Raw genomic sequence first — 11,926 nt, 5'->3', positions numbered from 1 at the left:
ACTTTTTAGAATGTTAAGGTCACGTTTAGACCTATGGTCCTTGCGGGAGGCAACTGACCACCTTCAATGAACTTGTAGTTGCTGGCTCCGGTACTCCATCCAATGTTTTCCAACTCAGATGGGTCAACAAAGTTGAGGTCTGAATCGATCAACCAAAGGTTGTTTGCATACAGGGCGATATTTGCTTCTGTAAACGGGGTTTGGTCCAATAACTTTTTAGGTATGTTGTAGCCCAATCTAACCGTCCTCAATTTCAAATAAGTGGCATCGTGAAGGAAAAACTCCGAAAGTCCGAATAGTCTTCCGTAGTATGATACTGGGTCAACATAATAGGATGCAGGGGCCCCTGTAGTGGCATCTACACCTTCAACCAATATACCTCCTGAATCTGCTCCGGCAGTCGCTGCAGGTACGGCAATACCACCAACAATTCCTGTTCCGGTAAGTGGGTCACGTTTTGGGTTGCCCAAGGCATTGTCCCCAACGGATTCGATTCCCAAACCTGAGTAGTTGATGAACATGTCGGTCACAGAGAAATACTGTCCACCTTTTTGGAAATCGAATCCAAGGAAAAGGTCAAAATTCTTATACCTCATGTTGCTGGTGAAACCACCAGTGAAATCTGGCAATACGTTGCCCAAAAATTGGTTGGTGTCATATTGTATGGCACCAGTTGAAGAAAGCAATAGGTTGCCGGCATCGTCCCTTTGGGCTTTTCTACCGTAAAGTACACCCCATTCCTCACCTTCACGCTCTTGTAGCAACAGTCCACCCCAACCTTGTGAGGTTCCGTCAAGTGTATTGACAAGAACACCTTCGGCTAGTTTGTTTACCCAACGTGAAAGTGTGGCCAAGTTGGCGGAGATTTCCCACTCGAAATTCTCGGTCCTGATCGGAGTTGCGGTAAGTCCGAATTCCAAACCTTTATAGAACTGCTCTCCTGAGTTGGTACTAACCGATGTAAAACCAGTAGAGGAATCCAAGGTCAAACCAACAGGAAGGTCTTTATCTGTTTTTTCAAAATAAGTGACATCCAACCCAATCCTGTTTTTGAAGAATTTAAGCTCACCACCTATTTCAACCTCACTTCTCACACCACCGGTAAGTTGTGGGTTTCGGAGTCCGTTTGGCACGGTCATGGCACCACTGCTACCGTAAGGGTTTTGGTTTTGATAGATAGGGTTCAAAATGTGTGCGTTGGGAAAAATGGGAGCTTCTGCATAACCGGCTCTCAGTTTACCAAAGGTAAAGAAGTCATTCTGTGAAATAAACTCTGAGAACACAAAGCTACCGGAAACACCGTAGGTCTCCACTTTGTTGTCTTCAGGATTTGCCGTTGAGCTCCAATCCCATCTTGCGGTACCGTCCAAGTACAAGAAACCGCCATAGCCCAAGGAAGCAGCGGCAAACACGGCCCTGTTCTGGGATTTGGTTCGATTGCTGTCCACATTGGGGCGGTCAACTGAGGTGTCCAAGGAATAATAGTTTTCCACGGTCATCCCACCATTTGTGCTGGCCAATAGATTTTTAAAGTAGTAGAAGCTAAATTCACTACCTAATTTTGCACTGATGTCAAAATCTCCGAAACTGTTCTGATAGTTCATGATACCGAACAATTCATCACGGGTTTCGGTGTTTTCGTTTTCAGCATAGCCTTCTTGGGTCAATCCTCCCCATCCTGTGCGAGCTTCATAGTCGTAAGCATTGTACGTTTTACGGGCTTCAATGGACAAGTTCAAGTTCTCACTAAAGGTATAGGTTCCACCAAGTCTTCCGTTGAACATGTTTTTAACCTCGTTGTTCACGCTTTCATGCAGTAGGAAGTAGGGAGAATCCCAATAAAGTGGCCTTGGGTTGGTTGGTCCATTGATGTTCCAAGATACGATCTGGCCATTCCTGTTGTAATCCCTGATGCGGTCCATGTCTATTTGACGTTGCCACCATTGGTTGAAGTTGGACCCTATACTTCCATACCCAAGTGCGGCAAAGTTCTTTGTCTTCCTGGTTTGGAAAGATAGGTTGGTGTACATCTTGAATTTTTCGCTCAAGGTAATGTCCGCATTGGTAGAGAAGTCATATTGTGTACGCCTAGTATTGGGTACGATACCTTCTTTTTCAGTACGTGTCACCGATGTACGGACACCATAGTCCTCGCCACCTTTCATAAAGGTAACGTTTGTCCTGTTGGTCATACCGGTGTTGTAGAAATTCTTGATGTTGTTGGGGTTTGGAGAGAAAGGTCTCAACTTTCCAAATTCTGGATCTCCTTCGATCCAACTGTCCCAGTGCCTAACGGGAGTCCCGTCCAGACGTGGTCCCCAGCTTTCATCAGCGTAGTACTCTACCATGGGTTGGCCATCGAAAGCCTGCCATGAGGCGGGGTGCTGTGCAGCGTTGTATGTGAAGGTTGGGAACTCCTGTTCGTAACCACCACCATATTCATTTTGGTATTCAGGAAGTAGGTACACATTTTCCAGAGATGTGTTCTGGTTGATTGTAATCGTGGCCTTTCCATCTTTGGCTCTTTTCGTTGTGATGACAATGGCACCATTACGTCCTTCAGGACCGTATAGGGCGGTCGCAGTAAGACCTTTCAGCACTGTCATGTCCGCAATATCGTCAGGGTTAAGGTCCGTAGAGGAGCCTATTTTGATGTTGTCGACGATGTATAGTACGTTGGTGTTACCTCTAAGTCGTATGCTGGATTCCCTGAAATCCGAACTGGGGGCGCCCAAGAACTGAACACCCGAAACTTTACCGGCCAAAGCATTGTTGACATCGGTGTCCCGTGCTTTGACAAGGTTTTCCCCATCAACTTTCTGGGCGGCAAAACCGAGTGATTTTTGCTGACGGGTCAAACCTAGGGCGGCTGTGACCACAACTTCATCAAGACTCTGCGCATCCTCTTCCATCTGTACGTTGACCACATTGCTGGCACCGACTGCCCTACTGGTAGCTTTTAGGCCGATATAGCTAAAAAGTAGTGTCTGTCCTTGACGGGCGCTGATCACATAGTTTCCGTCAAAATCAGTTTGGGTACCCGTGGTGGTCCCTTCAACGACAATATTGACCCCAGGCAGTGGGAGGCCATTGGCATCCGTAACTGTACCCGTGATCGTTTTGTCTTGTGCAAAGGAAATATGCACAACAAACGCCAATAATAGCGTTAACAATCCATTAAGTTTTGTTCTCATTGTTAAATTATTTGAATTAGCTGGCTGCTAAAGTCATAATTTCATGTTAATAATCCAAACTAATTTTACAAAATGTTTAAGAAGGGATAACTAAATGCAATAAGCGTAAAATGTGTGTTGTTGATTATTGACTCTTCAATTTTTAGGGGGTGATGTTGTTGTAAATGCAAATATTTGCGCACATACCCCCTTAAAAATTCCAATTGAGAGGCCATTGGATTTAAGGCTGGGTTTTTAGGTTGTCATCTGGCGGCATCCTTCCTTTTGTGTGTGTTAAGTTAATTTTAACATAAATTAAAAAAATACTTTTCCTTATACCTATTATATATAGAGTAAAAAAAAATGGGGTTGAATGTTTGAATGGGGTGGATATGTAGGTCGGCCCAAATATTTTTTTCCTGTTCCGTCAAAATTAAACGGTTAGGATTTGAATTATTCCGAAATATCACTACATTTGCAGCCCTCAAAATGAGGGTTATTCAGTTTTTAAAAGAAATTTAATGCCAACAATTTCACAATTAGTACGAAAAGGAAGGGCCACGATTACCAAGAAGAGTAAATCGGCTGCTTTGGATTCGTGTCCTCAACGAAGAGGGGTTTGTACGCGTGTGTACACCACTACACCGAAGAAACCAAACTCTGCAATGCGTAAAGTTGCAAGGGTAAGGTTGACCAACGGGAAAGAGGTGAACGCCTACATCCCTGGTGAGGGCCACAACCTCCAAGAGCACTCGATAGTATTGGTAAGGGGCGGAAGAGTAAAGGATTTGCCTGGTGTTCGATACCATATCGTTCGCGGTGCGTTGGATACTGCCGGTGTTGCCGGTAGAACACAGCGTCGCTCGAAATATGGTGCTAAGCGTCCTAAAAAGTAATCAACTTTAAGAAGAAGCGATGAGAAAAAAGCAGGCAAAGAAAAGACCATTGTTGCCAGACCCAAGATTTAACGATCAGCTTGTGACGCGTTTTGTGAACATGATGATGTGGGATGGTAAAAAGTCGATTGCATTCAAGATTTTCTATGATGCGATCGATATCGTTGACGAGAAAAAGACGGACGAGGAAAAAACAGCCTTGGAGCTATGGAAAGATGCCCTTTCCAATGTAATGCCCCATGTCGAGGTCCGCAGTAGAAGGGTTGGAGGTGCTACCTTCCAGATTCCGATGCAGATCCGTCCGGACAGAAAGATATCCACTGCCATGAAATGGTTGATCAATTACTCTAGAAAGCGTAATGAGAAATCCATGGCTCAAAAACTGGCCTCTGAGATTTTGGCAGCAGCCAAGGAAGAAGGTGCGGCAGTGAAGAAAAGGGTGGATACGCACAAAATGGCCGAGGCAAACAAAGCATTCTCACACTTTAGATTCTAATCAGTACAATGGGAAGAGATTTAAAATATACAAGGAATATAGGTATTGCAGCTCACATCGACGCTGGGAAAACAACTACTACAGAACGTATTCTTTTCTATACAGGTGTGAGTCATAAAATTGGTGAGGTGCACGATGGTGCGGCCACCATGGACTGGATGGAGCAAGAGCAGGAGCGTGGTATCACCATTACTTCCGCCGCTACCACCTGTACATGGAAGTTCCCCATGGAAAATGCACAACCATTGCCCGAGACCAAGGATTACCACTTTAATATCATCGATACCCCCGGTCACGTGGATTTCACCGTTGAGGTAAACCGCTCGCTCCGTGTATTGGATGGATTGGTTTTCTTGTTCAGTGCAGTGGATGGAGTAGAGCCGCAATCCGAGACCAACTGGAGGTTGGCGGACAATTACAAGGTGCCACGTATCGGATTTGTGAACAAAATGGACCGTCAGGGTTCCAATTTCTTGAACGTGTGCAAGCAGGTTCGTGAAATGTTGGGTTCCAATGCGGTGCCGATCGTTTTGCCTATTGGTGATGAAGCTGATTTTAAAGGAATCGTTGATTTGGCAAAAAACAGGGCCATTGTTTGGCATGATGACAACTTTGGTTCTACTTTCGATGTGGTTGACATCCCTGCTGATATGCAGGATGAAGTAAAGGAATATAGGGCTTCCTTGATCGAAGCTGTTGCCGAATATGATGAGAACTTGATGGAGAAATTCTTCGAGGATGAAGATTCCATCACCGAGGAAGAAGTGCATGCCGCTTTGCGTGCTGCTGTTATGGACAGGGCCATCATCCCGATGATCTGTGGTTCATCCTTTAAGAACAAAGGTGTTCAGTTCCTTTTGGACGCTGTTTGCCGTTACTTGCCTTCTCCAATGGATAAAGAGGCCATCATTGGTATCAATCCAGATACTGAGAAAGAAGAAAAAAGAAGACCTGACCCCAAAGAACCATTTGCCGCTTTGGCGTTCAAGATTGCCACTGACCCGTTTGTGGGACGTTTGGCATTCTTCAGGGCATATTCAGGTCGTTTGGATGCAGGTTCCTATATCTTGAACAATCGTTCAGGCAATAAGGAGCGTATCTCCAGGATCTATCAAATGCATGCCAATAAGCAAAATGCGATCGATTTTATCGAAGCTGGTGATATTGGTGCTGCTGTAGGGTTCAAGGACATCAAAACGGGTGATACCCTTTCTGATGAAAAACATCCGATTGTATTGGAGAGCATGCAGTTCCCCGATCCCGTAATCGGTATTGCTGTTGAGCCCAAAACAAAGGCTGACGTGGATAAGATGGGTATGGCTTTGGCCAAATTGGCTGAAGAAGATCCAACCTTCCAGGTGAAAACCGACGAAGCTTCAGGACAGACCATCATTTCAGGTATGGGTGAGCTTCACTTGGATATCATCGTCGATCGTCTTCGTCGTGAGTTCAAGGTGGAGGTGAACCAAGGTCAACCCCAAGTGGAATACAAAGAGGCCCTTACTGCCAAGGCAGATCACAGGGAAGTTTACAAGAAACAGACCGGTGGTCGTGGTAAGTTTGCGGATATCGTATTCTCCATGGAGCCTGCTGCAGAAGGAAAAGTGGGTCTTGAGTTCTCCAATGAGATCAAAGGCGGTAACATTCCTAAAGAATATGTTCCTGCCGTGGAGAAAGGTTTCAGGGAAGCTATGAAGAACGGACCTTTGGCTGGATTTGAGATGGACAGTATGAAGATTACCCTTAAGGATGGATCTTTCCACCCTGTGGATTCCGATTCATTGTCGTTCGAATTGGCAGCAAGACTTGGTTACAAGGTAGCGGCCAAAGCAGCTAGAGCGGTGTTGATGGAGCCTATCATGAAATTGGAGGTGCTTACGCCTGAGGAAAACATGGGTGATATCGTAGGTGACTTGAACCGTAGAAGGGGTCAAGTGAACAACATGGACGATAGGGCCGGTGCCAAGGTGATCAAAGCTGAGGTTCCCCTTTCGGAAATGTTCGGATATGTGACCTCGTTAAGGACCTTGTCTTCAGGTAGGGCAACATCCACCATGGAATTTTCACACTATGCAGAAACTCCTTCCAATATTGCAGAGGAAGTGATCAAAGCAGCAAAAGGAGTAACCGCTTAATAATTCAGCAAGATGAGTCAAAAAATCAGAATAAAATTGAAGTCTTACGATCACAATTTGGTGGACAAATCTGCTGAGAAGATCGTGAAAACAGTAAAGACGACTGGTGCTGTGGTAACCGGACCCATTCCGTTGCCCACCAACAAGAAGATATTCACCGTTTTGCGTTCACCCCACGTGAACAAAAAATCAAGGGAGCAGTTCCAATTGAGCTCTTACAAGAGATTGTTGGACATTTATAGCTCTTCATCAAAGACCATCGATGCCCTTATGAAGCTTGAGCTTCCCAGTGGTGTTGAGGTGGAGATCAAGGTGTGATAGTCTTACTGTCTTTAGGACAGGAATAACATGTCCCTGACGATGGTCAGGGAAAAACGGAGAAAGAAAAAAATCTGGGTCAGAGCAGAATTCTTTTCTTGACCCAATTTTTTTGCCGGGAAATCGGCGCAATTAAAAAGTAAACAATTAATAATTATAAATATGTCTGGGTTAATAGGTAGAAAAATCGGTATGACCAGCATCTTCGACGAGAATGGAAAGAACATTCCATGTACCGTTCTTGAAGCTGGACCATGCGTGGTTACCCAAGTCAGAACCGAAGAGGTGGACGGGTACAGTGCCCTTCAACTAGGTTTCGATGACAAGGCAGAAAAACGTGCTAACAAGGCCGAATCAGGCCACTTCAAAAAAGCAGGTGCTTCTCCCAAGAAAAAAGTCATCGAATTCCAAGGATTTGAAGGAGAATACAAATTGGGCGATACCGTTGGTGTCGATATTTTCATGGAGGGTGAGTTTGTTGACGTTGTCGGCACATCCAAAGGAAAAGGATTCCAAGGGGTTGTCAAGCGCCATGGTTTTGGTGGAGTAGGTCAAGCGACCCACGGTCAGCACAACAGGTTGAGGGCTCCCGGTTCCATCGGTGCCGCATCCTATCCTGCCCGTGTTTTCAAAGGAATGAAAATGGCCGGTAGAATGGGCGGTGATCGTGTAACGGTCCAAAACTTGAGAGTGTTGAAAGTGGTTCCGGAAAAAAACCTTTTGGTTGTAAAAGGATGTGTGCCTGGCCATAAAAATGCATATGTAACTATTCAAAGGTGGCAATAATGAAGGTAGCAGTTTTAGATATCAACGGAAAAGAAACAGGAAGAAAGGTTGACCTTTCTGACGATGTTTTTGCGATAGAGCCCAATCAGCATGCCATCTATTTGGATGTGAAGCAATATTTGGCCCATCAGAGACAAGGTACGCACAAAGCTAAAGAAAGAGCTGAAATTGCAGGTAGTACCCGTAAGATCAAAAAACAAAAAGGTACAGGTACCGCAAGGGCCGGTAGCATCAAGTCCCCAGTTTTCAGGGGCGGTGGTAGAATCTTCGGTCCAAGACCAAAGGACTACACCCAAAAGCTGAACAAGGGGCTTAAGCGTTTGGCCAGAAGATCGGCCCTTAGCCTAAAGTCCAAAGAGAACGCTTTGGTGGTTGTGGAAGACTTCAACTTTGAAGCGCCTAAGACCAAGGATTTTGTTGCTTTCCTTACTTCTTTGGGCATCGACAATAAAAAGTCCCTGATAGTGTTGGGTGATACAAATAATAATGTATATTTGTCGTCGCGTAATTTGGAACGTTCCGAAGTTGTAACTAGCTCACAATTAAATACTTACAGTATAGTTAACGCTAAAAGTCTGGTATTGACCGAGAGTGCTTTGGAAGGAATTGAATCGAATCTAAAGAAATAAGAACATCATGAGTGTGTTGATAAAACCGATCATTACGGAAAAAATGACCGCTGACAGCGAGCTTTTCAATCGCTATGGTTTCTACGTTGAGCCCAAGGCCAACAAGTTGGAGATCAAGGAAGCGGTAGAGGCTACTTATGGTGTTTCAGTGGAAAAGGTAAGGACCATGAACTATGGCCCTTCCCGTAAGAGCCGCTATACAAAAACAGGTATCCAGCATGGCAAGACCAATGCCATGAAGAAGGCGATCGTAGATGTTGCCGAAGGTGATATCATTGATTTTTACAGTAATCTATAAAGACGAGAGATGTCAGTTAGAAAATTAAAACCTATAACCCCTGGTCAGCGTTTTAGAGTAGTGAACGGATTTGACGCGATCACTACTGATAAGCCGGAGAAAAGCTTGCTTGCTCCGTTAAAAAAGACAGGTGGTAGGAACAGTCAAGGAAAAATGACCATGCGCCACAGAGGTGGAGGTCATAAAAGAAGATATCGTGTTATCGATTTCAAAAGGGACAAGCAGGGAGTGGATGCCACAGTGGCCTCCATCCAGTATGATCCCAACAGAACTGCATTCATCGCCTTGGTGGAATATCCTGATGGTGAGAAAAGATATGTGATTGCCCAGAACGGCTTGCAGGTGGACCAAAAGATAACTTCTGGTACCGGTTCTGCCCCCGAAATTGGAAATGCTCTGCCTTTGGGTGAGATTCCATTGGGAACCATTATCTCCTGTATCGAGCTTCGACCAGGTCAAGGAGCCATTATGGCGCGTAGTGCCGGTACCTTTGCCCAGTTGATGGCGAAGGACGGTAAATTCGTTACCATTAAACTTCCTTCTGGTGAGACCCGTATGATCCTGGCCACTTGTTTGGCCACTATCGGAGCGGTTTCCAACTCCGACCACCAATTATTGGTGTCCGGTAAAGCTGGTAGAAGCAGATGGTTGGGAAGAAGACCAAGAACAAGACCAGTTGCCATGAACCCTGTCGATCACCCAATGGGTGGTGGTGAAGGAAGGGCTTCCGGAGGTCACCCAAGATCTAGAAACGGTATTCCTGCAAAAGGTTACAGGACCCGTTCCAAGACCAAGGACACCAATAGATATATCATCGAACGTAGAAAGAAATAAAAGAAAAAGGAAATGGCACGTTCATTAAAAAAAGGACCATACGTTCATCATAGCTTGGAGAAGAAAGTCCAAGGTAATATAGAATCAGGTAAGAAAACAGTTATCAAAACGTGGTCCAGGGCCTCTATGATAACCCCGGATTTTGTGGGACAGACCATCGCGGTACACAACGGAAAACAATTTGTTCCCGTTTATGTCACAGAGAACATGGTAGGGCACAAACTTGGAGAATTTTCACCTACGCGATCTTTCCGAGGTCACGCAGGGGCCAAAAACAAAGGTAAAAAGTAAGTAAGCTATGGGAGTTCGTAAAAGACAAATGGCCGAAAGGTTAAAGGAAGAAAAAAAGCAACTTGCTATTGCAAAGCTTAACAATTGCCCTACATCTCCAAGAAAGATGCGTTTGGTAGCCGACTTGGTTAGGGGAAAACAAGTGGAACTGGCATTGGCCATCCTTAGGTTCAACTCCAAGGAGGCATCCAGAAAATTGGAAAAGCTGTTGCTTTCCGCCATTGCCAACTGGGAAGCCAAGAATGAGGATGCCAGCATCGAGGATGCGGATCTTTATATCAAGGAAATCCGAGTGGATGGAGGAACCATGTTGAAACGTTTGAGACCCGCTCCTCAAGGAAGGGCCCATCGAATCAGAAAGCGTTCCAACCATGTGACCATGATCGTGGAATCCAATAACAACGTTCAAAGCTAGAAGATATAATATGGGACAGAAGACCAATCCAATAGGAAATCGCTTAGGAATTATCAGAGGATGGGAATCCAACTGGTACGGAGGAAACGATTACGGCGACAAGCTGGCTGAGGATGATAAAATAAGAAAATACGTTCATGCGCGTTTGGCCAAAGCCAGCGTGTCGAGAGTGATCATTGAAAGGACTTTGAAACTGATCACCATTACCATTACCACGGCCAGACCTGGTATCATCATCGGTAAAGGTGGGCAAGAGGTGGACAAACTTAAGGAAGAGCTTAAGAAGATCACCAACAAGGAGGTCCAGATCAATATCCATGAAATAAAGAGACCGGAGCTTGATGCCAATTTGGTCGCTGCCAGTGTGGCAAGACAGATCGAGAGCAGGATTTCATACAGAAGGGCCATCAAAATGGCGATTGCAGCTGCAATCCGTATGAACGCCGAAGGAATCAAGATCCAGATATCAGGACGTTTGAACGGTGCCGAGATGGCGCGTTCCGAGTCCTACAAGGAAGGAAGGATTCCATTGTCCACTTTCCGTGCCGATGTGGATTACGCATTGCAGGAAGCCCACACTACCTACGGTAGATTGGGGATCAAAGTGTGGATCATGAAAGGAGAGGTCTATGGAAAAAGAGAACTTTCCCCATTGGTAGGATTGTCCAAGGCCCAAGGAACAAAAGGCGGTAAACAAGAAGGTGGCAAAAAACCACGCCGTAGAAAGTAATAAGATAAAGTAAGGTAAGATGTTACAGCCAAAAAGAACAAAATTTCGTAAGACCCAGAAGGGGCGTATGAAAGGGATATCCCAAAGGGGACACCAACTTTCCAATGGAATGTTCGGTATCAAATCCATGGATTCGCATTTCATCACTTCCCGTCAAATCGAGGCTGCGCGTATTGCTGCAACTAGGTACATGAAAAGGCAAGGCCAGTTGTGGATCAAGATATTCCCGGACAAGCCCATCACCAAGAAACCTCTTGAGGTTCGTATGGGTAAGGGTAAAGGTGCTCCAGAATACTGGGTGGCCATCGTGAAGCCAGGTAGGATCATGTTCGAGGTAGCCGGGGTTCCCATGGATGTTGCCAAGGAAGCTTTGAGACTGGCGGCACAAAAGTTGCCAGTGAAGACCAAATTTATCGTAGCAAGGGATTATTCCGCCTAATTTTTTAATTGGAGAAGAAAGATGAAACAATCAGAAATAAAAGAACTTTCAATTGAAGAGCTAAAGGAGAAGTTGGTCGAGTTGAAGAAACAACACGCCGACCTCAAGATGGCACACGCCATCACTCCTTTGGAAAATCCTTTACAGATCAGAAAGACGAGAAGGACGGTGGCAAGACTTGCGACAGAATTAACAAAAAGGGAATTACAATAATTGGTTCTGCCTTATGGAAAACAGAAATTTAAGAAAAGAAAGAATAGGCGTTGTTACCAGCAACAAAATGGAGAAATCTATTGTGGTTTCTGAGGTAAAACGAGTGAAGCACCCCATGTACGGGAAATTCGTTTTGAAGACCAAGAAGTATGTAGCCCACGATGAGAAGAACGATTGCAACGAAGGTGACACCGTTAAAATAATGGAAACAAGACCATTGAGCAAAACAAAATGCTGGAGATTGGTCGAAATCCTTGAAAGAGCTAAATAATT

15 protein-coding genes are annotated in these 11,926 nt (G+C 45.0%); 14 read left to right on the top strand and 1 reads right to left on the bottom strand.

Annotation, left to right across the window (positions count from 1 at the left end; all coding sequences use genetic code 11):
- Positions 1-5: 5 nt before the first annotated feature.
- Positions 6-3,194, bottom strand: a complete 3,189-nt coding sequence (locus FOT42_RS14935; protein WP_151891331.1) for a SusC/RagA family TonB-linked outer membrane protein — start codon at positions 3,192-3,194, stop codon at positions 6-8.
- A 500-nt stretch (positions 3,195-3,694) separates the two neighbouring features.
- Here FOT42_RS14935 and rpsL point away from each other — a divergent pair, with 500 nt between their 5' ends.
- The 14 genes from rpsL (at position 3,695) to rpsQ (ending at position 11,924) form a co-directional block, all read left to right on the top strand.
- Positions 3,695-4,069 (top strand): 30S ribosomal protein S12, encoded by a 375-nt coding sequence (rpsL, locus tag FOT42_RS14930; protein WP_013305196.1) that lies wholly within the window; start codon positions 3,695-3,697, stop codon positions 4,067-4,069.
- Positions 4,070-4,088: 19 nt separating this feature from the next.
- Positions 4,089-4,565 (top strand): 30S ribosomal protein S7, encoded by a 477-nt coding sequence (gene rpsG, locus FOT42_RS14925; RefSeq protein ID WP_072881223.1) that lies wholly within the window; start codon positions 4,089-4,091, stop codon positions 4,563-4,565.
- An 8-nt stretch (positions 4,566-4,573) separates the two neighbouring features.
- A complete protein-coding gene (fusA, locus tag FOT42_RS14920; protein ID WP_151891330.1) occupies positions 4,574-6,700 on the top strand; it encodes an elongation factor G in 2,127 nt (708 codons plus the stop codon).
- 12 nt (positions 6,701-6,712) lie between these two features.
- Complete coding sequence (gene rpsJ / locus FOT42_RS14915; protein WP_026915146.1) at positions 6,713-7,018, top strand: 30S ribosomal protein S10; 306 nt, start codon at positions 6,713-6,715, stop codon at positions 7,016-7,018.
- A 162-nt stretch (positions 7,019-7,180) separates the two neighbouring features.
- Positions 7,181-7,804: a 50S ribosomal protein L3 gene (gene rplC / locus FOT42_RS14910; RefSeq protein WP_151891329.1), complete on the top strand. Its 624-nt coding sequence runs from the start codon at positions 7,181-7,183 to the stop codon at positions 7,802-7,804.
- The gene (gene rplD / locus FOT42_RS14905; protein ID WP_119619486.1) at positions 7,804-8,433 is read left to right on the top strand and encodes a 50S ribosomal protein L4; all 630 of its coding nucleotides are present in this window, start codon (positions 7,804-7,806) and stop codon (positions 8,431-8,433) included. The genes rplC and rplD overlap by 1 nt, the downstream gene beginning before the upstream one ends.
- Positions 8,434-8,440: 7 nt before the next feature.
- On the top strand, positions 8,441-8,731 hold the full coding sequence (rplW, locus tag FOT42_RS14900) for a 50S ribosomal protein L23 (RefSeq protein WP_151891328.1): 291 nt from the start codon (positions 8,441-8,443) through the stop codon (positions 8,729-8,731).
- A 9-nt stretch (positions 8,732-8,740) separates the two neighbouring features.
- Positions 8,741-9,565 carry a 50S ribosomal protein L2 gene (gene rplB / locus FOT42_RS14895; RefSeq protein WP_151891327.1) on the top strand — a complete coding sequence of 275 codons (825 nt, stop codon included), beginning with the start codon at positions 8,741-8,743 and terminating at the stop codon, positions 9,563-9,565.
- Positions 9,566-9,577: 12 nt separating this feature from the next.
- Positions 9,578-9,856: a 30S ribosomal protein S19 gene (gene rpsS / locus FOT42_RS14890; protein ID WP_151891326.1), complete on the top strand. Its 279-nt coding sequence runs from the start codon at positions 9,578-9,580 to the stop codon at positions 9,854-9,856.
- A 7-nt stretch (positions 9,857-9,863) separates the two neighbouring features.
- Positions 9,864-10,271: a 50S ribosomal protein L22 gene (gene rplV / locus FOT42_RS14885; RefSeq protein ID WP_108423770.1), complete on the top strand. Its 408-nt coding sequence runs from the start codon at positions 9,864-9,866 to the stop codon at positions 10,269-10,271.
- A gap of 10 nt (positions 10,272-10,281) precedes the next feature.
- Positions 10,282-11,001, top strand: coding sequence for a 30S ribosomal protein S3 (rpsC, locus tag FOT42_RS14880; RefSeq protein WP_072881240.1), 720 nt, complete (start codon positions 10,282-10,284; stop codon positions 10,999-11,001).
- Positions 11,002-11,020: 19 nt separating this feature from the next.
- Positions 11,021-11,440 carry a 50S ribosomal protein L16 gene (rplP, locus tag FOT42_RS14875; protein ID WP_151891325.1) on the top strand — a complete coding sequence of 140 codons (420 nt, stop codon included), beginning with the start codon at positions 11,021-11,023 and terminating at the stop codon, positions 11,438-11,440.
- A gap of 21 nt (positions 11,441-11,461) precedes the next feature.
- The gene (rpmC, locus tag FOT42_RS14870) at positions 11,462-11,653 is read left to right on the top strand and encodes a 50S ribosomal protein L29 (protein ID WP_072881243.1); all 192 of its coding nucleotides are present in this window, start codon (positions 11,462-11,464) and stop codon (positions 11,651-11,653) included.
- A 13-nt stretch (positions 11,654-11,666) separates the two neighbouring features.
- The gene (gene rpsQ / locus FOT42_RS14865; RefSeq protein ID WP_014032003.1) at positions 11,667-11,924 is read left to right on the top strand and encodes a 30S ribosomal protein S17; all 258 of its coding nucleotides are present in this window, start codon (positions 11,667-11,669) and stop codon (positions 11,922-11,924) included.
- Positions 11,925-11,926 lie beyond the last annotated feature (2 nt).

Source organism: Flagellimonas hadalis (assembly GCF_007785775.2).
GTDB classification, from domain to species: Bacteria; Bacteroidota; Bacteroidia; order Flavobacteriales; family Flavobacteriaceae; genus Flagellimonas; species Flagellimonas hadalis.
Note: the sequence above shows the minus strand (reverse complement) of the source record. Positions and strands in the feature narration are given on the sequence as shown.

What these genes read in the sequence shown, in the direction of transcription:
- rplW (WP_151891328.1), top strand. Translation starts at nt 8,441, where the DNA reads ATGAGTGTGTTGATAAAACCGATCATTACGGAAAAAATGACCGCTGAC.
- rplV (WP_108423770.1), top strand. Translation starts at nt 9,864, where the DNA reads ATGGGAGTTCGTAAAAGACAAATGGCCGAAAGGTTAAAGGAAGAAAAA.
- fusA (WP_151891330.1), top strand. Translation starts at nt 4,574, where the DNA reads ATGGGAAGAGATTTAAAATATACAAGGAATATAGGTATTGCAGCTCAC.
- FOT42_RS14935 (WP_151891331.1), bottom strand. Translation starts at nt 3,194, where the DNA reads ATGAGAACAAAACTTAATGGATTGTTAACGCTATTATTGGCGTTTGTT.
- rpsG (WP_072881223.1), top strand. Translation starts at nt 4,089, where the DNA reads ATGAGAAAAAAGCAGGCAAAGAAAAGACCATTGTTGCCAGACCCAAGA.
- rpmC (WP_072881243.1), top strand. Translation starts at nt 11,462, where the DNA reads ATGAAACAATCAGAAATAAAAGAACTTTCAATTGAAGAGCTAAAGGAG.
- rpsS (WP_151891326.1), top strand. Translation starts at nt 9,578, where the DNA reads ATGGCACGTTCATTAAAAAAAGGACCATACGTTCATCATAGCTTGGAG.
- rplB (WP_151891327.1), top strand. Translation starts at nt 8,741, where the DNA reads ATGTCAGTTAGAAAATTAAAACCTATAACCCCTGGTCAGCGTTTTAGA.
- rplC (WP_151891329.1), top strand. Translation starts at nt 7,181, where the DNA reads ATGTCTGGGTTAATAGGTAGAAAAATCGGTATGACCAGCATCTTCGAC.
- rpsC (WP_072881240.1), top strand. Translation starts at nt 10,282, where the DNA reads ATGGGACAGAAGACCAATCCAATAGGAAATCGCTTAGGAATTATCAGA.
- rpsL (WP_013305196.1), top strand. Translation starts at nt 3,695, where the DNA reads ATGCCAACAATTTCACAATTAGTACGAAAAGGAAGGGCCACGATTACC.
- rpsJ (WP_026915146.1), top strand. Translation starts at nt 6,713, where the DNA reads ATGAGTCAAAAAATCAGAATAAAATTGAAGTCTTACGATCACAATTTG.
- rplD (WP_119619486.1), top strand. Translation starts at nt 7,804, where the DNA reads ATGAAGGTAGCAGTTTTAGATATCAACGGAAAAGAAACAGGAAGAAAG.
- rpsQ (WP_014032003.1), top strand. Translation starts at nt 11,667, where the DNA reads ATGGAAAACAGAAATTTAAGAAAAGAAAGAATAGGCGTTGTTACCAGC.
- rplP (WP_151891325.1), top strand. Translation starts at nt 11,021, where the DNA reads ATGTTACAGCCAAAAAGAACAAAATTTCGTAAGACCCAGAAGGGGCGT.